We start from the raw sequence: 21,126 nt of genomic DNA, 5'->3' as shown, positions 1-21,126 counted from the left end.
AACTGAAAAAGCAATCCGAATGGATTGCTTTTTTATTGCGCTTTCATCAATGCTCTTTTAATTCAAGACCTTCTTCCTGCTAAAGCAACGACCCATTTCGGCTGTTTAAAAAGAATATAATTCCCCAGTAAAATACAGGCAACACCCACAACTGCACCAGCATGCCACTGATAATTTTCCCAGACCGTCGAAATACTTAAAGCAACCAGTGGAAACAGCAAGGTACTGTATGCTGCCTTACCCGCACCTATCCGACCAATAAGCACAAAATAAGCAGCGAAGCCAATAATTGAACCAAACACAGCCAAATAACCTAGTGCCACCAGTGCCTGTACCGAAACTTCAGGCAAAAATTCCTGCCCCATCAACGCCGCAATAATCCCCATGAAACCTGCACCGTACAGCATGCCGTAAGCATTGGTACTCGCCACATCCAGCTGTTGTTTCTGATGACGGATACTGATCATATTGCCCAGTGAAAATCCATAAGTACCCAGCATACACAGCGCAATACCAAGCAATGTATGCCATTGTAACCGGGTCGTGATAAGGTCATGCCAGAAAATAGCCACGATGCCGACCAGCCCACACACAGCAGCAGGAACAAAATAAATAGACACTTTCTGTTTAAAGAAAATTCGGTTATTGATGGCATTAAACAGCACGGCCATGGAAAAAATCACCGACTCCAGGCCGCTGTTGATATAAGCCACGGCGCTGTAGAAACAGATAAAATTAAAGCCAAAAACGCACAGCCCCTGTAAAAAACAGTACAGATGATCGGTGCTGGACAGACGTCTTAACCTCCCTGTAAGACATAAAAAGGACATGAGCAAAACTGCCGCAATGGCAAAACGCCAGAACACTCCGACCACGGGACTGAACTGACCATGCTGGGCCGTAATGGCAATCCATGTGGTTCCCCAGATCAGCACCACCAGTAAATACAGTCCTGTATTCATCACTTCATCTCATTTGAACATCTGTCCTAAGTTTGCCCTGTCCGGCTGAATGATGATTTTTCATTTCTGTGCTGACTTATATATTCTTGCGATTTTCTACAGCTATTTTTTGTCTAATCTGATCAATATCGCTAAACTGAATTTTTATGGCTCACTTTCTATACACATCCATGCCGTACCAGACCATTTCACAGTTGCAACAGCATAAAACACAACTGATGGATACCATCCAGATTGGATCAGGTATGCAGATGGCAGTGTGGAATAATCATCATGATCGGGTGCGGGTGTGCAGTGATCATCATACTTTAAGTCTTTATATTCAGGATGGTTACGAAAGTTACCGTAAAACACATTCGGGGTGGAAGAATGGCGGAGGTCCTGACCGTTTTTGCCTGATGCCAGAAGGACAGGATTCCACCTGGGATATTCGGGGCAATCTGACCTTTGCACATCTGTACTACACCGATCAACATTTACGCGATATTGCACAGAAAATATGGGACAAAGAACCTGCCCATATTGAACTGTATGAGCAGGATTTTGGACAGGATGCTTTAATCAGTACAGGCTATCGACAGTTTCTACTGAACTGTGACTGGCAGGACCCAGCCAACCAATTGCAGTTAAGCAGTGCATCTACCTTATTGCTCAATCATTTACTGCAGAATTACAGCAATGTGCAATGGAAATTACCGCGTGTCACAGGTGGACTGGCACCTTTTATATTAAAACGTGTACTGGAATGGATTGATCAGCATTTACAGACAGCGATTACCATTGCCAGCCTTGCTCAACAGGCAGATTTAAGTGAATACCATTTTGCCCATATGTTTAAACAGTCTATGGGCTTACCACCGCATCAGTATGTATTACAACGGCGGTTAGACAAAGCTCATCGGCTGATTTTAAACAGTCGGGATGAACTGACTGATATTGCACTGTTCTGTGGTTTCAGTTCAGCCAGCCATTTCAGTGTGCGTTTTAAACAGCATTATGGTTACAGCCCATCACAGCTCAGAAAAGGGTTTTAATTTATCCAGAAAATTCTGCATCAGATCTGCGACCTTATCTGCATATACAAAAGCCAGATCATGCTGACCATTTTTAATGATCTGCAATTCAGAACTGCTGATTTTTGTATTTAAATACTCACCCACAGCAACAGGGCTGATCGGATCGGCATCACCCCAGATGAGCAATACCGGACAGTCTATTGTATACAGCAGCTCATCCTGCTGTGACTGATGACTGACAAACCAGTCAGGTACCGAAAACGTCTGCTGATAATCCTGACGCCAGTCGGCAACCTCAAATGAACTTAAATCTATCCCTCCTGAAGTGGCAACCAGTACCAGTCCCTTAACCAGCTCAGGCTTCTGCAACGCCGCCTGCACAGCAAAGATACCACCCATGGACTGCGCAATAATCACTGAAGGTGACTGAATCTGATTTAAAACATAACGCTCCAGATCTGCAAAGTTCTGAACATCGACATGTGCAGCATGTCCACCAAACTCAGGGTAGGCAATGACCGTTTTCCCAGCATCAACCGACAGACGCTCCATCACAGGTTGCCAGAAAGCTGTATTTCCCGATGCTCCGGGTAAAAAGATGAAATTCATAGGCTGTGTTATGTTCCACAGGTGTCAGCTGATATCAAAGCTATAACCACTGAGCTTTTGTGCTTTCTGAAAACCAGGAAACTGTCTGATACGGTCTGAGTACGCTTTCAAATGTGTATATTTTCCCTGAAAGCGTTCCTGCATAGCAATCACAGGAAAACTCATCTGAATATCTGCAAAGGAAAACTGATCTCCAGCCGCAAATGTATGTCTGGAAAAATAATCTTCCAGGAACACTATATGTTCTTTTAATCGTGGATTGATAAAACCACCCCGTACACCCTCTGTTATTTTTTTCGCCACAGGTCGAATAATAAATGGAACATGCTTTGGCACATTGCTCATCACCAGTGTCATAACCAGATAGGGCATAAGTGAACCTTCTGCATAGTGCATCCAGTAACTGTACTGCATGGCATCTGCAGGGTTCTGTGGCTTAAATTGATGATCTTTATCATAAGTACTTTGCAGGTATTCAAGAATGACCGCAGACTCGGCAATAGTCAGGTCATCATCTGTCAGTACTGGAGATTTACCCAGGGGATGCACCTGTTTTAACTCAGGTGGTGCAGCAAAAGTCGGCAGACGCTGATAATGTTTAATCTGATATTCAACGCCAAGTTCTTCAAGTGCCCAGATAATACGCAGGGAACGGGACTGTTCCAGATGGTGCAGTGTAATCATTGTTTCTGCCTTGTTTTTTTATCATCTGACTATACCGAATTCAGATAAAAAAGACACTTTGTTGAGAACAAAATGTCTTTTTTATTGCATCAGCATATTTTAAACAACCGTGGTGTTAATTTCCACGCTGCGCAACAGAGTCTTCGTCACCGGCGTTTTCTGGCAGATATCCAGGACTTTCTGATTCAGCTCATCACTTAAAGGATGAAGAAATGAGACACGACGGTCTATCCATTCCTGCCCTTCTTTATTTGCACTGAAGTCCGCCTCCACTGTAAATTCACCCAGTTCAATGCCCTTATGCTGAGCATACATCCGCAAAGTAATCATGGTACAGGAAATCAGTGCTGAACAGAGTAAATCATAGGGTGCAAGCCCTTTGTCCTGACCACCAAAAGATTCAGGTTTATCCGTCATCAGCTGATGTTTCCCACTGTGAATTTCACCTGACCACGGTTCAGGAAGGGTCTGAACCTTCGCATTTGCAATCATCGCCATGATATTTTCCTTATTTTTAACCCGCTGTTTTTCTGTTATTTTCTCTTATGAGGTCAGCAGACTCACCGTTGCTGACCTCATACTGCAATACCGTTATTTTGAAGGACGCATTTTGTCTGGGAATGCCGGTGCTTCAAGACGATCACCCTGATAGTCCGGAATCCGACCAAACCGGGCATCTCCCTTAATCCATTGCTCACGGGCAATGCGAAGTTCGTCCTGAGTCCGTCCAACAAAATTCCACCACAGCAATACTGGAGATTCGAAAGGTTCACCACCCAGCATCAGCACCCGACTGCCAGCATGAATCTGAATTTCTATTTCTTTCAGACCTGGTTCAAGCACAACCAGATTATCTGCATCGAGTTCATGCCCATTAATCACAGCAGTGCCTTCCAGTGCCATAAAACCATATTCATATAATGGGTTCAGTGGAATACGGGCAGTGGTTTCCTGAGCGGCAGTCATGTCCACACCCAGCAGTTCACTGTGTACTTTGACCGGTGAACGGGTTTTCAAATACTCCCCCACCAGCACTGTAAATTCTATATTGTCCTGCTCAACCACTGGCAGTTCTGGATAATGATCGAACTGAGGTGCCATATTGATTTTGTCATCAGGCAATGCAATCCATAACTGTGCAGCATGCATTTTTGTTTCGCTGTCAGGTGCAACCTCAGTATGAGAAATACCATGACCCGCTGTCATTAAATTGACCTGTTTAGGACGGATCAGCTGTTTTGAGCCAATACTGTCCGTATGCATCATCGTCCCTTCAATCATCCAGGTGAAAGTCTGCAAACCGATATGTGGATGTGGTCCAACATCAAGCCCATCCCCTGCCGGAAAACTCACCGGTCCTGCATGATCCAGAAAACACCATGCGCCAATCATACGCTTCTGACGGCTGGGCAAAGCACGTTTGATCACAGTCCCTTTGCCTATTTCTGCCGAACGGATGGTAAAGTCCTGAATAAACTGATTCGCGTATTTCGTGCAGTCATCAGAGCTGGAAATTTCGGTAAAATCTGTATTGGTCATATTGTTATCCTGTGAAATGTCTAAGCTGGCGTTTCAGGCTGGCATGATCACCTGTTTTAAATTCAGTGTAATGATTCAATTTTCATTGACCTATACCTGATTTAATACACTGAATTTCAACTATGGGACAATCAGAGTTTTGTTTTTGTTGTATATGTTCTTTTCAGCGGCAACATACATGATCGCAAATCACTTCTGATCATAACGATCATGCAGTCGCAGGCAAATTATTTTGCTGTGGGAGGTGCAGTATCAATAATCAGGCTCATCAATCTGCGAACCAGTGGCAGGAAAATCAGAACAACAGGATATGCCATTAACCAGGAAATCATCCAGGTCGAAAACCACCGGCTTAAAAAGCCATCAATCCAGCCCAGATTCATCAGCATATTGGCAAATGAAATGGTTCCACTCATCAGACATGACAGTACCAGTGGCATTAACCAGGCCATATATTTCATGGGTAACTTTGGCACAGAACCAAAAATCATTGCACGCTCAGGTTGCATAAAATACTCTTTTAATCATCAGGGTAAATCGTTCAGCTTTCTTTTTTGACCTGCTGTTTCAGGTGTTTCATAAACTGACCAAACTGTGGAAGAAAGTCCTGAAACAGTTCGTGATTTTTATTTTCCAGCATGACTTCACTGAACAGTTTCAATCCAACTGCAAAGGATTGCGTGGTTCGCTCATCAAACAGTTCTGCCTGCTGTAGTTTTTGCAGCACAACAAAAATATCGTCATGGTTGCCGGTGTTAAATTCAAGTTTTTCGGTATAGGTGGATGGATTACCCTGAGCATCTGCAAGGTGTTGTACGGTCACATGGTACTGATGTTGTTTCATGATTTTTACTCTTATAAATCAATGTTCTTTAACAAAGCTTTAAGATTCAAAGCCTGCCAATCTCAACCGCTGCCTGATCAATTTTTTCAGCAATCTGCTGGATCTGTTCAGGATTGACCTGACTGGATTTCAGTTTTAAACGCAAGGCTGTTTTTAAGTTTTCCATAGCTCGATAGATATCGAGCAGCTCATCTTTTTCATGAATATCACGGCGCATCTGCAGTTTTTCCAGCAAAGTCTGAAGTACTTTTTGCTGCTGTTGCAGATGCGTTTCTCCTGCCAGAGTGATGCTGTACTGTTTACGCTCCGCATCTGTCTGCTGTACCGTGACAAACTGCATATCTTCCAGCCAGTTCAGTGTTGGATAAATTGTTCCTGCACTTGGACTGTATCCATCACCAACCAGTTCACTGATTTCTTTAATGATTTCATAGCCATGTTTAGGGGACTGTGCGATCAGGTGCAAAACCAGCAGTTTCATACGCCCTGCTTCGAACAAGCGTCCACGGCGTTCACCATGCTGTTGTTTTTCAATCATGCATTTCTTCAAGTTACAGAATGACCATTAAGATATATCTTAATATATCTTTTGTAAAGTTTTCCTTTCCAATCGAAACTCAAAATTTTGTTTTATATTGAATATTATTTTCATTCTTAAAAGTTAAGATATAAAAAAAGAGCGTTTAGACGCTCTTAAAAATTATCTTCGTCAAAGCGATCCTGGTCTATTTTATAAATATGGAAGCTTCTTTCAATTTGTACACCTAAACCAAATTCAATCATTAAAGATGTTAATTTATCACCATCAATTAAAACAATTCCTGATTTTTTAGCTGATTCAATAGCCTCTTTACTAAAACTGGAAGTTGTAATAAATACACCCTTCTTTGCAACCTGATCAGCTAAAGCGCCTTTGAATTGTTGAATATCGGGACGCCCAACTGTATTTTCCCAACGCTTCGCCTGAATATATATTTTATCCAAACCCAAACGATCTTCACTAATGATACCGTCTATTCCACCATCGTTGGTTTTACCAATGGCTTGAGCAGCATCTTGGTGTGAACCGCCGTAACCCATAGCTACTAAAAGATCGACAACGAGTTGTTCAAAAAAAATGGGGGTATTTGATTTAATTTTTTCTAATAATTCATCTTTAATCGATTGATTAAGTTCTTTGGAAGCTATTTCAATACTTTCTTCCGGTGTTTGTATTGATCGATAATGTTCCAAATTATCAATATTTTCCAAATTTTGAGCACTGATACTATCTTCTTGTTTTTTTCCAAACTTAAAGTCATTAAATCCATCAAATTGAGATAAAAATTCATTAGTAATGATATTCAATTTTAACAAATCAATTGTTTTACCTAAATCGCTAATTTCACAATATGCTCTTTTAGGTTGATAAATCAAACCTGCTTTTACAAGATATGTTTTAGCCCAGGATACTCTATCCTTAAATATATTCTTTCCACTTGCTAGAGTCTTATTTAGTTCAGCCTCTGGTAACTCTGATCTCTCTGCTAAGATATTTGCTGCCTCAGAGATTTTTATCGGCCTATCTAACTCTGATAATAACTTCATTAATGGAAGCATCAACTGATCATATGTAGGCAAAGACATTTAACCCGCTCTTTTTTAAATAATATTTTTATTGAGTATAAACAAAAAAAGAGCGCCTAAGCGCTCTTTTTTATAAATAATTCTCTTAGCTGCCGCGAGCATCTTGCACAAAATTCAAAAGCAGTGCTTTGAATTTTGCGCATGGCGTAAAACTAGCTAAAAGCTATTTGCTTTTATAAATTTCAGCTGCCGCGGGCACAGCCCTTGGCGTAAAATCAGCAAAATGCGTTGCATTTTGAAAGCCCGTACTGCCGCGAGCATAGCCTTTGCCGTAAAACTAGCATGAAGCGATGCTTCATGAAAGCCCAGTTTTACTCCCATTCAATCGTAGCAGGTGGTTTAGACGAAACGTCATAAACAACACGGGATACATCAGCAATTTCATTCATGATACGTGTTGAGATTTTATCAACAAGATCATAAGGAAGATGTGCAAAACGAGCTGTCATAAAGTCAACCGTTTCAACCGCACGAAGTGCAATCACCCATGCATAACGACGACCATCACCCACTACACCTACTGACTTAACAGGCTGGAATACAGCAAAGGCTTGAGCAGTTTTGTCATACCAGCCGCTTGCACGAAGCTCCTGCATAAAGATGTCATCTGCAAGACGAAGAATATCAGCATATTCTTTTTTCACTTCACCAAGAATACGAACACCAAGACCAGGACCAGGGAACGGATGACGGTAAAGCATTTCAAATGGTAAACCTAAAGTTGTACCTAAACGACGTACTTCATCTTTGAACAAATCACGGATTGGCTCAACCAGTTCAAATGCTAAATCTTCCGGTAAACCACCTACGTTATGATGTGATTTGATCACATGCGCTTTACCATTTTTTGTCGCAGCAGATTCGATCACGTCAGGATAAATCGTACCCTGCGCAAGGAAGTTTACACCATCAAGCTTACGTGCTTCTTCAGCAAAAACTTCGATGAACTCACGACCAATAATTTTACGTTTTTTCTCAGGATCAACTTCACCCGCAAGCGCAGTCAAGAAACGCTCTTCAGCATCAGCACGAATCACACGGATACCCATGTTTTTCGCAAACATGTCCATCACTTGCTCGCCTTCGTTCAAACGAAGTAAACCATTGTCTACAAATACACACGTCAATTGATCGCCAATCGCTTTATGTAAAAGCGCAGCAACAACAGATGAATCCACACCACCTGAAAGACCTAAAAGAACTTTTTGATCGCCGATTTGCTCACGTAATTGTTCAACACGTAAATCAATGATATTTTCAGAATTCCATAAATTACGGCAACCACAGATTCCATGAACGAAGTTAGATAAGATCTCAGCACCTTTTGCAGTGTGCGTTACTTCTGGGTGGAACTGGATACCATAGAAACGACGTGCTTCGTCAGATACCATTGCAAATGGGCAACTTGGCGTGCTTGCAGTAACTTGGAAACCTTCAGGAATGCGCGTTACTTTGTCACCGTGGCTCATCCACACTTTTAGTTGGTCTTTGTTATCTTCAAGATCACCGATCAATTTATCACGAACTTGAATATTAACTTCTGCATAACCAAACTCATGCACATCACCTGGCTCAACCTTACCGCCAAGCTGTTCAGACATGGTTTGCAGACCATAACAGATACCCAGTACAGGTACACCCAAGTTGAACACAACTTCTGGCGCACGTGGACTGCCTTCTTCATGCACACTTTCTGGACCACCGGAAAGGATGATCCCGTTTGGGTTAAATGCACGAATGTCTTCTTCAGACATATCAAATGCATACATTTCAGAATAAACACCAGCTTCACGTACACGACGTGCAATCAACTGGCTATATTGAGAACCGAAATCCAGAATCAGGATGCGATCTTCAGTAATTTGGGTATTGGTCGTCATGATATACAACTATGCAGGCAAACGAATATAAGCGCGACATTTTAACATTTTTCTGGGCAGGACGCACTTTATTCAGTCGGGTGATGTTTCACTTTATAAGTGATTTTATAAACTGATTGAAAATAAAAAATTTATTGCTGTATTTTCACCGCGATCAATTCATCCAGAGTCAGCGTCTGAAATACATGGTTCAGATGTTCTGTTCTTTCATTATGAATCATTGTTTTAATCCGGCTGTTCCATAAAACAGCAAAAGCCAGGCAGATGCCTGGCTTTACTCATCGGTGATCAGTTATTTTCAATCATATGATCAAGACTGAATTTACCTGCACCATGCAGCATCAGGAAGAACAGACCACCGGTCATGGCTAAGTTTTTCATGAAGTTGATTGCATCATCCGCGCCACCATGAAATAAAAATGCGGTGATTAAGCTGAATACAGCCAGACCCAGTGCTGCAAAGCGTGCCTGAAAACCAAACAGCAATGCCAGACCACCACCCAGTTCCACTAGAATCGTCACTGGCAGCAATGCAGCGGGAACACCCATCGATTCCATATAACCTGCTGTCGCGGTATAGGCAGTAATTTTCCCCCAGCCCGCGACAATAAAGATATATGCCATCAGGATACGGGCAACCAGGCTGATCACAGCATTGATTTGAGGTTGTTCACTCAGATTTTTAACAACAACATTTGGATTTAACATGTTCGGACCTTTTTTGAATATTGTTCAGAAGATGTGCACAGATTAAGTCGTTTCTTATTGGTGTTAAATATGGTTTTTTAATACCCATCATTCCATTTTTGCAACAGACTGCCGATAAATTAATTACGTTTTAATACTGACTTTAAAAGCACAGACTGATAGCATCTGAGCACTATTTTATGCACTCAAGACTCATGGAACTGATTGATTTTATCTTACATGTTGATGACCATCTGCTCGAATTTATTCGTAATTATGGCATTTGGATTTATGCAATTCTGTTCCTGATTATTTTTGTCGAAACAGGTCTGGTGGTCATGCCATTTCTGCCTGGCGACAGCCTGCTTTTTGCAGCAGGCGCACTTGCAGCGTCCACTGGTGCAATGGATCCCGTCATACTGATTATTCTGCTGTTTATTGCTGCTGTCCTTGGGGATACGCTCAATTACCATATCGGGAAATATATTGGTCCACGGGTGTTTGAAATTGAATCCCGCTTTATCAATAAGCAGCATTTAATCAAAACCTCACAGTTCTTTGAAAAACACGGCGGAAAAACCATTATTTTTGCCCGTTTTATTCCCTTTGCCCGCACCTTCGCCCCTTTTGTCGCTGGCGCAGGCAGCATGAACTACAAATATTTTCTGACTTATAATGTGGTAGGCGCAATCTGCTGGGTCGGCTCTTTCATTATTCTGGGTTATATGTTTGGTAATATGCCTATTGTGAAAGACAATTTCACTCATTTAATTTTCGGTATTATTATTTTAAGTGTGCTGCCAGGCGTGATTGGTTTTCTGCGTCAGAAATTTTCTAAAAAATCGACCTGAGTAGAACAGGTCTCAGAAAAAACGGAACATCACCGGTAACATACAGATGATCAGTAACAGTGCCGACCCTTTATACAGCAGGTCGGCATTTTTTTGCTGGTATTTTCCTGCAAGTATCGCCTGTCCAAACAGCATCCAGAAAATTGCTGTCGGTAACAGCACCATACAGAAAACACCCAGTACCAGTAACGTAACAGCTGGAGAGTCCCAGGCGGTCTGAGGAAAAATCCCTGCTGCAAACAACAAAGATTTCGGATTTTTCATGGTTGCGAAAAACAGCTGCTTTGGACGTATCGCAGTATATTTCTGATTATGGTGCTGTAACTGTGATTCTTTCCATAAATGAAAAGCCAGCCAGATAACGTAAGCAGCACTCAGTACATGTAAAAGTGTAATAAAGTGAGGCCAGATAGGTGCTGTCAGGTGAATAACCAGTGCCCACAGACTGATGGAATACAGATAACCCATCATTTCAGCAGGAATAAACAGACTGGTGCGGGCAATACCCTGTTGATGTGCAGAACTTGCAAGTAAGGCATTGGTCGGACCTGGAATCATCAGAACCGCGAAAACAGCCAGTACAAAAAGCCAGTTCTCAATCATAGACACCTGTTTTACCAAAGGAAAAGAGTGACACACCTTATACGAAAAAGATAAATTCTGCCAAATAATTCAAAGTCCAAAGATGACCTGCTGCGCCATTATTGAGACTTTATTTTTTATAATTCTTTATTATTTAAATATTTTTTTTGAAACATTTTGCTAAAATTTCATTCAGTCATAACCGCTGAAAAACCGCAGTCATGACTGAAAACTGACTCATGAAGCCTGCTTAATCCGGACAATAATTGGGCAACCTTTAAATTTTGCTGCCTGAACCACCGCTTCCTGTTCACCCAGCAAACGTGCTTTTTCAGTGTTTTTCGTGTTGGATGACTGTCCCATATTGACCGAAATACTTGGACCGATCCCCCAGCCACCACGACTGCCCCAACCACCACCAAGCCCGACACCTAGACCGACTCCAGTACGTTTAGGAGGCTGAACCCCATTATCCAGATGCTGCTGAATACGGTTATATTCACTTTGCAGCTGCGAACAGTTCAGTGCCTGATACTGTGTCGGTGACACATAAGTCGGTTTAACCGTTGTTGCGCAGGCACCGAGCAATAGTGTGCTGCCAGCCAGCAGACTGAGGTAAATTGTTTTCATACTCTTATTCCAGCTTTATTTCTGTTCTATCTCATTGAACAATGACTGATAGGCCTGCGTCAATTTATGATCTGTTGCAAGATGAATGAGCGGTAGATTTTTATGATGAGATTCTTTCATCAGTACTGACGGCGGCAACATATGATTCAGTACCGGTAGACCTTCATCCTTTAACTGCTGTACCACCTCACGCGGCAGTTTTGCCTGTCCCTGGAACTGATTGACCACAATCCCTTCAATTTCAAGGCGGTCATTATGATCATCCTGGGTTTCCAGTACATTCTGAATCAGAGTCTGCAGTGCACGTTTAGAGAACACATCACAGTCAAAAGGAATCAGCACCCGATCTGAAGCAATCAGTGCGGACAGTGTGAAAAAGTTGAATGCTGGCGGAGTATCAATAAAGACACGGTCATATTTACCTGCCAGCTGTTGTAAAGCATCCCGCAGTTTATAAATCTTATGTTTGGACTCGAGTGCATGTGCAAGTGATCCGAGATCCGGACTGGCAGGAATTACATCCAGGTTTTTAAAAGGTGACTGATGCACATAATCCTCAAGACCACGGGATCTGTTTTTCAGAATCGAACCAATCGCATTGCCCAGCAGCCCCTTGCTCTGTCCTGTGCCCAGCACTTCTTCAAAATAATTCTGAATATTCGGTTCCAGTGCAGGCTTGTCCACATTGTAAGTGGCATCATCACCCAGCAGGTACTGACTTGAGTTTGCCTGTGGATCAAGATCAATCACCAGGGTTTTCAGCCCCTGAAAAGCGCTGATCGCAGCCAGATTAACTGTAATGCTCGACTTACCTACTCCACCTTTCTGGTTGAAAACCACGCGTGTAAGCATTGGAACCCCTTATTTCAATTATATTTATATGCGAAAAAGCAGTTTAACGCAGAACTGCTCCATACTCGAAAAAAATGTCTGACAATTAACCAAAATTTGGTTTAATCATCACCAGTCCAATAATTCCCAGCATAGCCACAGCAGCAAGAAACAGCCCTGCTCTGCGCTGTGCCAGAAAAACCGTATCTGTTTTACGGTATGCCTTACTTAAAGAAGACAATAACACTGCAAACAGAATAAGTTTGGCATAGAACCAGCTCTGGACTTCAAAATTTTTCAGATAAAGCAACACAATCCCTGTCAGGACAAGGACGGTCATGGATGCATGCTGAAGTGCAACAAAAAGCTTACGTCCTGCCGGATTAGGCAAATGCCCCTGCGTGCCTTTAAATAAAGTCAGTGCCCGTGCAGCAATAACTATACAGACCACAACCACAGCAAACAGGTGAATGGACTGAAGCGTCAACTGATAATTTTCCATCTGTCAGCTACCTGTTACGCTTTTGGCGCATGTGCGCAGTCTGGGCTGGATGTATCCTGTCCCTGCCATTCGGCAGGTAAAAATGCATGAATAGCCAGTGCATGTATCAGCCCTGCTCCAAGCAGACCTTCAGCTGCTGCATAGACTTTCTGGTGTCTCTGTACCAGACGCAGTCCATTGAAAGCATCACTGACCACAACCACTTTAAAATGTGATTCCTTTCCAGGGAAATATCCACCGTGACCTGATGATTCATTCACTACTTCCAGATGTACCGGAGAAAATGAAGATTGCAGACGTTCTGTCAGTTGCTGTTGCAGACTCATGGCAAAGTCTCCTGAAAGTTAAAACTGAACTGATTATACCTGTTCTGCTCTGTCTTTTTGCTGTTTAAAATTAAATCATTAGCGTAACAACAGAGTACCTCCATGCCAAAAACAGCTCAAAAACTCTCATTTTTCAGCATAAGTGTTTTTATTTTATTCAATTGATCCAAGTTTTTTCATAAAGTTATTGACCCTGTTTTTACATAATGTATTATACACCGCATGCGGGAATAGCTCAGTTGGTAGAGCATAACCTTGCCAAGGTTGGGGTCGGGAGTTCGAGTCTCCTTTCCCGCTCAAAATTTTTTCATTTGGTTTTTTATTTAAAAAACTGAACAGACTCCGCGGGAATAGCTCAGTTGGTAGAGCATAACCTTGCCAAGGTTGGGGTCGGGAGTTCGAGTCTCCTTTCCCGCTCCAGATTCTAAAAAAGCCCTGATCGAAAGATCGGGGCTTTTTTTATGGTTGATCTGAACGGTCTTTTTGAAAAAATTGTCGATAATATGTTTTTTCAGATCAATCCTGACCGCTTTATCTATCTTTGAGCCCTGCCTGAATCATGCAGTAAAGTCGCCTCTGTATCATCTTTCTGATGATAAGATCATCATCCTGTGATCAGCTGCCTGTTTATTGGACAGCTTTCTCTGTTTTAAAATTTACACCCCTTTTCAAGTTTTAACGGGGTGTGTATAACAATGAACCAATAGAGAAAACCAAGAAGCATAGGAAAATTTCGTAAAAACACGTTAAACTATGCGCCAGTCAATGCAGTTAATATGTCGCTTGAGACAGATAAAAAGGTGAAAATTGATGCCGCTCAATACAGTTGAAGAACTTGTAGCAGACATCCGTGCAGGGAAAATGGTCATCCTGATGGATGATGAAGACCGTGAAAATGAAGGCGATCTTGTGATTGCTGCTACGCATGTCCGCCCTGAAGACATCAATTTCATGATCACTCATGCACGTGGACTGGTTTGTCTGACTTTAAGCCGTGAACGCTGCCAGCAACTGAACCTGCCTTTAATGGTCGACGCCAACGGCGCACAGCATGGTACAAATTTCACGCTTTCCATTGAAGCAGCAAACGGCATTTCTACAGGCATTTCACCTGCTGAACGTGCTCATACCATTCAGACCGCTGTAGCGGCACATGCTAAACCGGCTGATATTGTACAGCCTGGACATATTTTTCCATTGATGGCACAGCCTGGTGGTGTACTGCACCGTGCAGGACATACCGAAGCCGGTTGTGATTTATCACGCCTGGCTGGACTTGAACCTGCTTCAGTGATCTGCGAAATCATCAATGAAGATGGTACAATGGCACGTCGTCCAGACTTGGAAGTTTTTGCTGAAAAACATGGTCTGAAAATTGGTACCATTGCAGATCTGATTCATTACCGCATGACCAATGAACAGACTGTGGAACGTATTGATCAGCAAAGTATTGACACAGAATATGGTGCATTTGAACTGTACCGTTACCGCGAAGTCGGTAACCCGGACATTCACCTGGCACTCGTGAAAGGCGAACCGAAAGAAGGCATCACCACTGTACGCGTTCATGGCTTCAGCCCTGCACGTGACCTGTTAAAACTGAATAAACAGGAAGGTGAACCGGCCTGGAATCTGGACCGTGCACTGAAAACTGTTGCTGCAAGCGACCGTGGTGTGCTGGTATGGATTGGTCAGCGTCATCTTCAGGACCTGGGTCCTGCACTGGACAGTCTGACTGCACCGAAGAAAACCAAATCGAGTGCGGCACTGTCTCAGCAGTATCAGACCATTGGTGTTGGCGCACAGATTTTACGTGATTTAGGTGTTGAAAAGATGAAGCTGCTCAGCTCACCTTTACGCTTCAACGCTCTATCTGGATTTAACCTGGAAGTGGTGGAATATGTCACCGCTCATCAAACATCTGAAAAATAATCGAGGTTGCTATGGCGATTCGCCGAATTGAAGGTTTATTACATCTCGCGAGCGAAGGCCGTTACGCGATCCTGGTTGGTCGTTTCAACAGTTTTGTTGTTGAACACCTGCTTGAAGGTGCAATTGATACACTGAAACGTCATGGTGTGTCAGAAGATAATATTGAAGTTGTTCATGCACCAGGTGCATGGGAACTTCCTGTTGTCGCTAAAAAACTCGCAGCTGCGGGTCGTTTTGACGCAGTGATTGCATTAGGTGCAGTCATTCGTGGCAGTACGCCGCACTTCGACTTTGTTGCCGGTGAATGTGCCAAAGGTCTGGGCGTTGTTGGGCTGGACACTGGCTTACCGGTAATTAATGGCGTATTGACTACGGACAGTATTGAACAGGCGATTGAACGCTCAGGTACAAAAGCAGGTAATAAAGGCAGCGAAGCTGCACTTACTGCTATTGAAATGGTTAACTTGTTAAAGGCTATCTAAAGCATGTCGCAAACACTCCAGGCAACCTATGCAGCAAAACGGAAAGCACGCCGTTTTGCCGTACAGGGCATTTATGAATGGCAAATGAGCCACAATCCTGTACATGAAATTGAAGCCCGTACCCGTGCTGAAAATGCCATGCACAAAGTGGATCTTGGCTATTATCATGAACTGCTGACCCAGGTGGTTGCCAGCACTGAAGAACTGGATGCTCTGCTTGTTCCTGTTCTTGACCGTGAAGTTACAGCACTGGATGGCGTTGAACTTGCAACGCTCCGTCTGGGTGCTTACGAACTGAAAGAACATCTGGAAATTCCATACCGTGTGGTACTGGATGAATCCATTGAACTGGCGAAACACTTCGGTGGTGCAGACAGTCATAAATACATCAATGGTGTACTTGACCGCCTTGCAACATCACTGCGTGCAGCAGAAAAACAGCAATCCAACTGATCCGAAAGATTGCTGATGGCTGAGTTTTCAATTATAGACACCTACTTTAAACAACATCACAACAGTGGTGCTGATCTTGGTGTCGGTGATGACTCAGCCCTGCTCACACCACCTGCAGGACAACAGCTGGTGATCTGTGCAGATACACTGGTTGCCGGTCGGCATTTCCCTCTCGATACTTCCGCACACGCCATTGGCTGGAAATCTGTTGCTGTCAATTTATCTGATATTGCCGCAATGGGTGCAAAACCACACAGCATTTTACTGGCACTGAGCTTAGACCATATTGATCACGAATGGCTGAAAGGTTTCAGCCAGGGTCTTTACGACTGCTGTAATCAATATGGTGTAAGCTTAATCGGTGGAGACACTACCCAAAGCCCTCATCTGACCATTTCTGTCACTGCCCTCGGCTGGATTCAGCAAGGTCGTGCTGTACGGCGTTCCGGTGCAAAGCCTGGCGATCTGATCTGTGTCAGTGGCACACTTGGTGATGCGGCATTTGGATTACAGCATCTGGGGCATCCACTGCAGCAGCGGCTGGATTATCCAACTCCTCGCTGTCAACTGGGCTTTCAGCTTCAGGGACTTGCCTCCAGCATGATTGATGTCTCTGATGGTCTGGCTCAGGATCTGGGGCATATTTTAAAAGCATCCGCATGTGGTGCAGTGCTGGAACTGACCCAGTTACCTGTTCACACGGAAATAAAAAAATTACAACACGAAAAGCAGTGGCAATATGCGTTGGCGGGTGGCGATGACTATGAGTTATGCTTTACAATCAACCCGCAGAATTATGAAAAACTTTTGCAACAACAATTAGATGTCAATATTACGATAATTGGACAAATTACCAGTAAATTGGGATTAACTTATCAGCAGAATGGCATAGATTACTCCATTCAATTTCAAGGGTATCAGCACTTTGCATAAACCACCCATCAACTTCCGCAGTATGAACTGGTTCGACCGCTGTGTCGTATTCAGTGGTGTCGGTTTTGGTTCTGGTCTTGCTCCAAAAGCACCGGGTACCTTTGGTTCAGCTTTTGCCCTGCTGTTTATTCCTTTATGGCTTGCTTCCGGATTTAAACTCAGCGTACTGCTGATGATCCTGATGTCCTTTAGTGGTATTTACATTTGTGACCGAACCGCTAAAGTCATGGGCGTTCATGATGATGGCCGAATTGTCTGGGATGAATTTGCAGGACAGTCCATCACATTTTTACCCCTGATTTACATGGGAATAATGAACTGGATGTGGGTACTGGTAGGATTTATTCTGTTCAGACTGTTTGATATCTGGAAACCCTGGCCTATCCGTGTAGCTGACCAGCAGGTCGGTGGCGGTTTTGGCATCATGCTTGATGACATCATCGCGGGTATATGGGCTGCACTGTGTATCTGCATTTACTTATATTTTACTATTGCTTAAACGTTGTACCTGGAAAAATACATGTCAACTAACGTTATTATTCTTGCCGCTGGTAAGGGAACGCGAATGCGCTCCAGCTTACCCAAAGTATTACAACCACTGGCGGGTCGCCCTTTACTTGGTCATGTGATCGAAACTGCAAAAAAACTGAACGCAGATAATATTATTACGATTTTTGGACATGGCGGTGAGCTGGTACAACAAGCCTTTGCCACAGAAAATGTACAATGGGTTGAACAGGCAGAACAGCTGGGTACAGGTCATGCTGTTAAAGTGACTTTACCGGTCTTACCTGCAGATGGCATTTCTCTGATTCTGTCTGGAGATGTTCCATGTATTACCCAGGACACGCTTAAAAAACTGCTGGATGCCTCCACCTCTACAGGTATTGGTCTCGTGACCCTGACGGTCGCAGATGCAACTGGCTATGGTCGTATTGTACGTGAAAACGGCAAAATCCAGGCTATTGTCGAACATAAAGACGCGTCTGAAGAACAGCGTAAAATCAAAGAATTCAATACCGGAATCTATGCGGTCAGTAATGCAAAACTGCACTCATGGCTGCCGCAGCTGTCCAACGACAATGCTCAGGGCGAATATTACCTGACTGATATTGTCGCTATGGCGATTGCTGACGGGTTGGAAGTGGCTTCTGTAGAACCAGAACGCGCTTTTGAAGTTGAAGGTGTAAACGACCGGATTCAGCTTGCCGCTCTGGAACGCGAATTTCAGCAGTATCAGGCAAAGCTATTAATGCAGCAGGGCGTGCATTTAATTGACCCTTCACGTTTTGATCTACGTGGCAAACTGAATGCAGGTTCAGATGTCCGTATTGATATCAATGTGATTATTGAGGGTGAATGTACCTTTGGCAACAATGTTGAAATTGGTGCTGGCTGTATCATTAAAAATACAGACATTGCAGCAGGAACAAAAGTTCAGCCATACAGTGTCTTTGAAAATGCCGTGATCGGCAGCGATGTGCAGATCGGACCATTTGCCCGTCTTCGCCCGGGTGCGAAACTTGCTGACGAGGTTCATATCGGTAATTTTGTCGAAGTTAAAAACACACATATCGGTACAGGTTCAAAAGCCAATCACTTTGCCTATCTGGGCGATGCAGAAATTGGTGCAGGTTCAAATATTGGGGCAGGAACCATCACCTGTAACTATGATGGGGCAAATAAACATAAAACCATTATTGGCGACAATGTGTTTATTGGCACCAACAACTCACTTGTGGCACCTGTCAGAATTGGCAATGGTGCAACCACGGGTGCAGGCTCTACAATTACACGCGATGTTGCAGATCACAGTTTAGCTGTCGAACGTTCAAAACAGTTCGAAAAAGAGAACTATCAACGTCCCCAGAAGATTAAGAAATAAGAGGATTCACCTATGTGCGGTATTGTTGGCGGCGTTGCTGAACGCAGTATTACCAATATTCTGATTGAAGGTCTGAAACGCCTTGAATATCGTGGCTATGACTCTGCTGGACTTGCACTGATCAATCAGGGGCAGGTACTGCGTGAACGTAAGGTGGGTAAAGTTGCCAACCTTGAGCAGGCTGTTTCAGAAGCAGATCTTTCAGGTGCACTCGGTATTGCCCATACCCGCTGGGCGACACACGGCAAACCGACTGAAAATAATGCCCATCCTCATATTTCTGGTAATGTTGCCGTTGTTCATAACGGTATTATTGAAAATTATCAGGAACTGAAAGATGACCTGGAAGCGCTGGGTTATGTATTCACTTCACAGACTGATACCGAAGTCGTTGCCCATCTGGTCAATGATGCCCTGAAATCCACACCAAGTCTGCTTGAAGCAGTACGCCAGGTCGTTCCTCAGCTGAAAGGTGCTTATGCACTTGGAATTGTTCACACAGATCACCCTAATGAGCTGATTACTGTCCGTGAAGGCTCTCCGCTTGTCATTGGTGTCGGTATCGGTGAAAATTTCATCAGCTCTGACCAGCTGGCTCTGCTGCCGGTGACCAACCGTTTCATCTACCTCGAAGAAGGTGATATTGCACGCCTGACCCGTAGCAGTATTGAAATTTTTGTTGACGGTAAACGTGTTGAACGTCCTGTAAAAGAACTGGATGCGACTATAAGCAACGCATCTAAGGGCGAATATAAGCACTACATGCTCAAAGAAATTTATGAGCAGCCAGAAGCAATTCAGCAGACAATTTCTCAGGCACTGAACGGCAATGCATTACGCTCAGATTTCCTGAAAAATGCAGAAACAGACTTCAGCAATATTCAACAGGTGCAGATTATTGCCTGTGGTACCAGTTACCATGCAGGAATGATTGCAAAATACTGGTTTGAACAGCTGATCAATCTACCATGTCAGGTCGAAATTGCGAGTGAATTCCGCTACCGCACACCTGTGATTGTTGGTCAGACCCTGTATGTGTGTATTTCACAGTCTGGTGAAACCGCAGATACTTTAGCTGCTCTGCGTGATACGCAAAAACGCGCTGCTGCTAAAGAGCTGAACATCACCACCATGACCATCTGTAATGTCGCTACATCATCCATGGTCCGTGAAACCAATCACAGCCTGCTGACTTTAGCGGGTCCTGAAATTGGTGTTGCATCGACCAAAGCATTTACGACTCAGCTGGCTGCACTGATGCTGCTTGTACTGAAAATCGGTCAGGTCAAACAGTCCATCACTGAACAGCAGGTTACAGACATCACTACAGATCTGTGGCATACACCAAAAGTGATTCTGGATACTTTACAGAATGACAAAGAAATTCTGCGTCTGTCTGAACTGTTCAAAGAAAAACAGCACTGTCTGTTCCTGGGACGTGGTACAGAATTCCCAATTGCGCTGGAAGGTGCACTGAAGCTGAAAGAAATTTCCTACATTCATGCTGAAGGTTATGCTGCAGGTGAACTGAAGCATGGACCACTGGCACTCGTGGATAACGATATGCCTGTAGTGATCCTGGCGCCGAAAGATGATATGCTGGATAAATTAAAATCCAACATGGAAGAAGTTCAGGCCCGTGGTGGTGAACTTTTTGTATTTGCTGATGAAAACAGCGGTATTAAAGGCAAAGACCGCCAGCATGTTGTGCATGTTCCATCTATCAATCCGATTCTGGCACCGATTGTGTACAGTATTCCGGTACAGCTGTTGTCCTATCATGTCGCGGTCTTACGCGGTACGGATGTAGACCAGCCACGGAACCTGGCAAAATCAGTCACCGTCGAATAATCCTGATCAAGAGGGCTGAAA

25 protein-coding genes and 2 tRNA genes are annotated in these 21,126 nt (G+C 43.6%); 11 read left to right on the top strand and 16 right to left on the bottom strand.

Annotated features, from left to right (window positions below; all coding sequences use genetic code 11):
• Positions 1-62 precede the first annotated feature (62 nt).
• Positions 63-962 carry a DMT family transporter gene (locus tag CDG60_RS01465; protein ID WP_087513002.1) on the bottom strand — a complete coding sequence of 300 codons (900 nt, stop codon included), beginning with the start codon at positions 960-962 and terminating at the stop codon, positions 63-65.
• A gap of 170 nt (positions 963-1,132) precedes the next feature.
• Between CDG60_RS01465 and CDG60_RS01460 the strand changes: the two genes are divergently transcribed.
• Positions 1,133-1,996: a helix-turn-helix domain-containing protein gene (locus CDG60_RS01460; protein ID WP_087513001.1), complete on the top strand. Its 864-nt coding sequence runs from the start codon at positions 1,133-1,135 to the stop codon at positions 1,994-1,996.
• Here CDG60_RS01460 and CDG60_RS01455 read toward each other — a convergent pair.
• The 10 genes from CDG60_RS01455 to CDG60_RS01410 form a co-directional block, all read right to left on the bottom strand.
• Positions 1,973-2,587: an alpha/beta fold hydrolase gene (locus CDG60_RS01455; protein WP_087513000.1), complete on the bottom strand. Its 615-nt coding sequence runs from the start codon at positions 2,585-2,587 to the stop codon at positions 1,973-1,975. The two genes, CDG60_RS01460 and CDG60_RS01455, sit on opposite strands and share 24 nt — an antisense overlap.
• A gap of 24 nt (positions 2,588-2,611) precedes the next feature.
• Positions 2,612-3,271: a glutathione S-transferase family protein gene (locus CDG60_RS01450; RefSeq protein WP_087512999.1), complete on the bottom strand. Its 660-nt coding sequence runs from the start codon at positions 3,269-3,271 to the stop codon at positions 2,612-2,614.
• A gap of 99 nt (positions 3,272-3,370) precedes the next feature.
• Positions 3,371-3,769 carry an OsmC family protein gene (locus CDG60_RS01445; RefSeq protein WP_087512998.1) on the bottom strand — a complete coding sequence of 133 codons (399 nt, stop codon included), beginning with the start codon at positions 3,767-3,769 and terminating at the stop codon, positions 3,371-3,373.
• 93 nt (positions 3,770-3,862) lie between these two features.
• A complete protein-coding gene (locus CDG60_RS01440) occupies positions 3,863-4,810 on the bottom strand; it encodes a pirin family protein (RefSeq protein ID WP_087512997.1) in 948 nt (315 codons plus the stop codon).
• 227 nt (positions 4,811-5,037) lie between these two features.
• Positions 5,038-5,319 carry a DUF2798 domain-containing protein gene (locus CDG60_RS01435; protein ID WP_087512996.1) on the bottom strand — a complete coding sequence of 94 codons (282 nt, stop codon included), beginning with the start codon at positions 5,317-5,319 and terminating at the stop codon, positions 5,038-5,040.
• Positions 5,320-5,351: 32 nt separating this feature from the next.
• The gene (locus CDG60_RS01430) at positions 5,352-5,654 is read right to left on the bottom strand and encodes a DUF3861 domain-containing protein (RefSeq protein WP_087512995.1); all 303 of its coding nucleotides are present in this window, start codon (positions 5,652-5,654) and stop codon (positions 5,352-5,354) included.
• Positions 5,655-5,700: 46 nt separating this feature from the next.
• A complete protein-coding gene (locus CDG60_RS01425; RefSeq protein ID WP_087512994.1) occupies positions 5,701-6,192 on the bottom strand; it encodes a PadR family transcriptional regulator in 492 nt (163 codons plus the stop codon).
• 155 nt (positions 6,193-6,347) lie between these two features.
• On the bottom strand, positions 6,348-7,280 hold the full coding sequence (locus tag CDG60_RS01420; RefSeq protein ID WP_087512993.1) for a restriction endonuclease: 933 nt from the start codon (positions 7,278-7,280) through the stop codon (positions 6,348-6,350).
• A gap of 311 nt (positions 7,281-7,591) precedes the next feature.
• A complete protein-coding gene (guaA, locus tag CDG60_RS01415; RefSeq protein WP_087512992.1) occupies positions 7,592-9,160 on the bottom strand; it encodes a glutamine-hydrolyzing GMP synthase in 1,569 nt (522 codons plus the stop codon).
• Positions 9,161-9,448: 288 nt separating this feature from the next.
• Positions 9,449-9,868, bottom strand: a complete 420-nt coding sequence (locus CDG60_RS01410) for a DoxX family protein (RefSeq protein WP_087512991.1) — start codon at positions 9,866-9,868, stop codon at positions 9,449-9,451.
• A 194-nt stretch (positions 9,869-10,062) separates the two neighbouring features.
• Here CDG60_RS01410 and CDG60_RS01405 point away from each other — a divergent pair, with 194 nt between their 5' ends.
• Positions 10,063-10,698: a DedA family protein gene (locus CDG60_RS01405; protein WP_087512990.1), complete on the top strand. Its 636-nt coding sequence runs from the start codon at positions 10,063-10,065 to the stop codon at positions 10,696-10,698.
• Between the two features lie 12 nt (positions 10,699-10,710).
• On the opposite strand, the gene CDG60_RS01400 is transcribed toward CDG60_RS01405, so the two are convergent.
• The 5 genes from CDG60_RS01400 to CDG60_RS01380 all read right to left on the bottom strand — a co-directional run bounded on the left by CDG60_RS01400 (position 10,711) and on the right by CDG60_RS01380 (position 13,569).
• Positions 10,711-11,301 carry a LysE family translocator gene (locus tag CDG60_RS01400; protein ID WP_087512989.1) on the bottom strand — a complete coding sequence of 197 codons (591 nt, stop codon included), beginning with the start codon at positions 11,299-11,301 and terminating at the stop codon, positions 10,711-10,713.
• Between the two features lie 216 nt (positions 11,302-11,517).
• Positions 11,518-11,910, bottom strand: a complete 393-nt coding sequence (locus tag CDG60_RS01395) for a hypothetical protein (protein ID WP_087512988.1) — start codon at positions 11,908-11,910, stop codon at positions 11,518-11,520.
• A gap of 15 nt (positions 11,911-11,925) precedes the next feature.
• Complete coding sequence (locus CDG60_RS01390) at positions 11,926-12,762, bottom strand: ParA family protein (RefSeq protein WP_087512987.1); 837 nt, start codon at positions 12,760-12,762, stop codon at positions 11,926-11,928.
• Positions 12,763-12,847: 85 nt separating this feature from the next.
• Positions 12,848-13,243 carry a SirB2 family protein gene (locus tag CDG60_RS01385; protein WP_087512986.1) on the bottom strand — a complete coding sequence of 132 codons (396 nt, stop codon included), beginning with the start codon at positions 13,241-13,243 and terminating at the stop codon, positions 12,848-12,850.
• 14 nt (positions 13,244-13,257) lie between these two features.
• Positions 13,258-13,569, bottom strand: a complete 312-nt coding sequence (locus CDG60_RS01380) for a BolA family protein (protein WP_087512985.1) — start codon at positions 13,567-13,569, stop codon at positions 13,258-13,260.
• 224 nt (positions 13,570-13,793) lie between these two features.
• Here CDG60_RS01380 and CDG60_RS01375 point away from each other — a divergent pair.
• The 9 genes from CDG60_RS01375 (at position 13,794) to glmS (ending at position 21,105) form a co-directional block, all read left to right on the top strand.
• A tRNA-Gly gene (locus CDG60_RS01375) sits at positions 13,794-13,866 on the top strand.
• Between the two features lie 47 nt (positions 13,867-13,913).
• A tRNA-Gly gene (locus CDG60_RS01370) sits at positions 13,914-13,989 on the top strand.
• 390 nt (positions 13,990-14,379) lie between these two features.
• Positions 14,380-15,501: a bifunctional 3,4-dihydroxy-2-butanone-4-phosphate synthase/GTP cyclohydrolase II gene (ribBA, locus tag CDG60_RS01365; RefSeq protein WP_087512984.1), complete on the top strand. Its 1,122-nt coding sequence runs from the start codon at positions 14,380-14,382 to the stop codon at positions 15,499-15,501.
• An 11-nt stretch (positions 15,502-15,512) separates the two neighbouring features.
• Positions 15,513-15,983 (top strand): 6,7-dimethyl-8-ribityllumazine synthase, encoded by a 471-nt coding sequence (gene ribH / locus CDG60_RS01360; RefSeq protein WP_087512983.1) that lies wholly within the window; start codon positions 15,513-15,515, stop codon positions 15,981-15,983.
• 3 nt (positions 15,984-15,986) lie between these two features.
• Positions 15,987-16,436 carry a transcription antitermination factor NusB gene (gene nusB / locus CDG60_RS01355; RefSeq protein WP_087512982.1) on the top strand — a complete coding sequence of 150 codons (450 nt, stop codon included), beginning with the start codon at positions 15,987-15,989 and terminating at the stop codon, positions 16,434-16,436.
• A gap of 15 nt (positions 16,437-16,451) precedes the next feature.
• Positions 16,452-17,369 (top strand): thiamine-phosphate kinase, encoded by a 918-nt coding sequence (gene thiL, locus CDG60_RS01350; RefSeq protein ID WP_087512981.1) that lies wholly within the window; start codon positions 16,452-16,454, stop codon positions 17,367-17,369.
• 22 nt (positions 17,370-17,391) lie between these two features.
• Positions 17,392-17,868 (top strand): phosphatidylglycerophosphatase A family protein, encoded by a 477-nt coding sequence (locus tag CDG60_RS18335; protein WP_193853179.1) that lies wholly within the window; start codon positions 17,392-17,394, stop codon positions 17,866-17,868.
• A 21-nt stretch (positions 17,869-17,889) separates the two neighbouring features.
• The gene (gene glmU, locus CDG60_RS01345; protein WP_193853163.1) at positions 17,890-19,254 is read left to right on the top strand and encodes a bifunctional UDP-N-acetylglucosamine diphosphorylase/glucosamine-1-phosphate N-acetyltransferase GlmU; all 1,365 of its coding nucleotides are present in this window, start codon (positions 17,890-17,892) and stop codon (positions 19,252-19,254) included.
• 12 nt (positions 19,255-19,266) lie between these two features.
• The gene (gene glmS, locus CDG60_RS01340; protein WP_087512980.1) at positions 19,267-21,105 is read left to right on the top strand and encodes a glutamine--fructose-6-phosphate transaminase (isomerizing); all 1,839 of its coding nucleotides are present in this window, start codon (positions 19,267-19,269) and stop codon (positions 21,103-21,105) included.
• Positions 21,106-21,126 lie beyond the last annotated feature (21 nt).

The organism is Acinetobacter chinensis (assembly GCF_002165375.2).
Taxonomy (GTDB): domain Bacteria; phylum Pseudomonadota; class Gammaproteobacteria; order Pseudomonadales; family Moraxellaceae; genus Acinetobacter; species Acinetobacter chinensis.
The sequence above is the reverse complement of the archived record's forward strand: the minus strand, read 5'-3'. Positions and strand labels throughout refer to the sequence as shown.

What these genes read in the sequence shown, in the direction of transcription:
- CDG60_RS01465 (WP_087513002.1), bottom strand. Translation starts at nt 962, where the DNA reads ATGAATACAGGACTGTATTTACTGGTGGTGCTGATCTGGGGAACCACA.
- CDG60_RS01460 (WP_087513001.1), top strand. Translation starts at nt 1,133, where the DNA reads ATGCCGTACCAGACCATTTCACAGTTGCAACAGCATAAAACACAACTG.
- CDG60_RS01455 (WP_087513000.1), bottom strand. Translation starts at nt 2,587, where the DNA reads ATGAATTTCATCTTTTTACCCGGAGCATCGGGAAATACAGCTTTCTGG.
- CDG60_RS01450 (WP_087512999.1), bottom strand. Translation starts at nt 3,271, where the DNA reads ATGATTACACTGCACCATCTGGAACAGTCCCGTTCCCTGCGTATTATC.
- CDG60_RS01445 (WP_087512998.1), bottom strand. Translation starts at nt 3,769, where the DNA reads ATGGCGATGATTGCAAATGCGAAGGTTCAGACCCTTCCTGAACCGTGG.
- CDG60_RS01440 (WP_087512997.1), bottom strand. Translation starts at nt 4,810, where the DNA reads ATGACCAATACAGATTTTACCGAAATTTCCAGCTCTGATGACTGCACG.
- CDG60_RS01435 (WP_087512996.1), bottom strand. Translation starts at nt 5,319, where the DNA reads ATGCAACCTGAGCGTGCAATGATTTTTGGTTCTGTGCCAAAGTTACCC.
- CDG60_RS01430 (WP_087512995.1), bottom strand. Translation starts at nt 5,654, where the DNA reads ATGAAACAACATCAGTACCATGTGACCGTACAACACCTTGCAGATGCT.
- CDG60_RS01425 (WP_087512994.1), bottom strand. Translation starts at nt 6,192, where the DNA reads ATGATTGAAAAACAACAGCATGGTGAACGCCGTGGACGCTTGTTCGAA.
- CDG60_RS01420 (WP_087512993.1), bottom strand. Translation starts at nt 7,280, where the DNA reads ATGTCTTTGCCTACATATGATCAGTTGATGCTTCCATTAATGAAGTTA.
- guaA (WP_087512992.1), bottom strand. Translation starts at nt 9,160, where the DNA reads ATGACGACCAATACCCAAATTACTGAAGATCGCATCCTGATTCTGGAT.
- CDG60_RS01410 (WP_087512991.1), bottom strand. Translation starts at nt 9,868, where the DNA reads ATGTTAAATCCAAATGTTGTTGTTAAAAATCTGAGTGAACAACCTCAA.
- CDG60_RS01405 (WP_087512990.1), top strand. Translation starts at nt 10,063, where the DNA reads ATGGAACTGATTGATTTTATCTTACATGTTGATGACCATCTGCTCGAA.
- CDG60_RS01400 (WP_087512989.1), bottom strand. Translation starts at nt 11,301, where the DNA reads ATGATTGAGAACTGGCTTTTTGTACTGGCTGTTTTCGCGGTTCTGATG.
- CDG60_RS01395 (WP_087512988.1), bottom strand. Translation starts at nt 11,910, where the DNA reads ATGAAAACAATTTACCTCAGTCTGCTGGCTGGCAGCACACTATTGCTC.
- CDG60_RS01390 (WP_087512987.1), bottom strand. Translation starts at nt 12,762, where the DNA reads ATGCTTACACGCGTGGTTTTCAACCAGAAAGGTGGAGTAGGTAAGTCG.
- CDG60_RS01385 (WP_087512986.1), bottom strand. Translation starts at nt 13,243, where the DNA reads ATGGAAAATTATCAGTTGACGCTTCAGTCCATTCACCTGTTTGCTGTG.
- CDG60_RS01380 (WP_087512985.1), bottom strand. Translation starts at nt 13,569, where the DNA reads ATGAGTCTGCAACAGCAACTGACAGAACGTCTGCAATCTTCATTTTCT.
- ribBA (WP_087512984.1), top strand. Translation starts at nt 14,380, where the DNA reads ATGCCGCTCAATACAGTTGAAGAACTTGTAGCAGACATCCGTGCAGGG.
- ribH (WP_087512983.1), top strand. Translation starts at nt 15,513, where the DNA reads ATGGCGATTCGCCGAATTGAAGGTTTATTACATCTCGCGAGCGAAGGC.
- nusB (WP_087512982.1), top strand. Translation starts at nt 15,987, where the DNA reads ATGTCGCAAACACTCCAGGCAACCTATGCAGCAAAACGGAAAGCACGC.
- thiL (WP_087512981.1), top strand. Translation starts at nt 16,452, where the DNA reads ATGGCTGAGTTTTCAATTATAGACACCTACTTTAAACAACATCACAAC.
- CDG60_RS18335 (WP_193853179.1), top strand. Translation starts at nt 17,392, where the DNA reads ATGAACTGGTTCGACCGCTGTGTCGTATTCAGTGGTGTCGGTTTTGGT.
- glmU (WP_193853163.1), top strand. Translation starts at nt 17,890, where the DNA reads ATGTCAACTAACGTTATTATTCTTGCCGCTGGTAAGGGAACGCGAATG.
- glmS (WP_087512980.1), top strand. Translation starts at nt 19,267, where the DNA reads ATGTGCGGTATTGTTGGCGGCGTTGCTGAACGCAGTATTACCAATATT.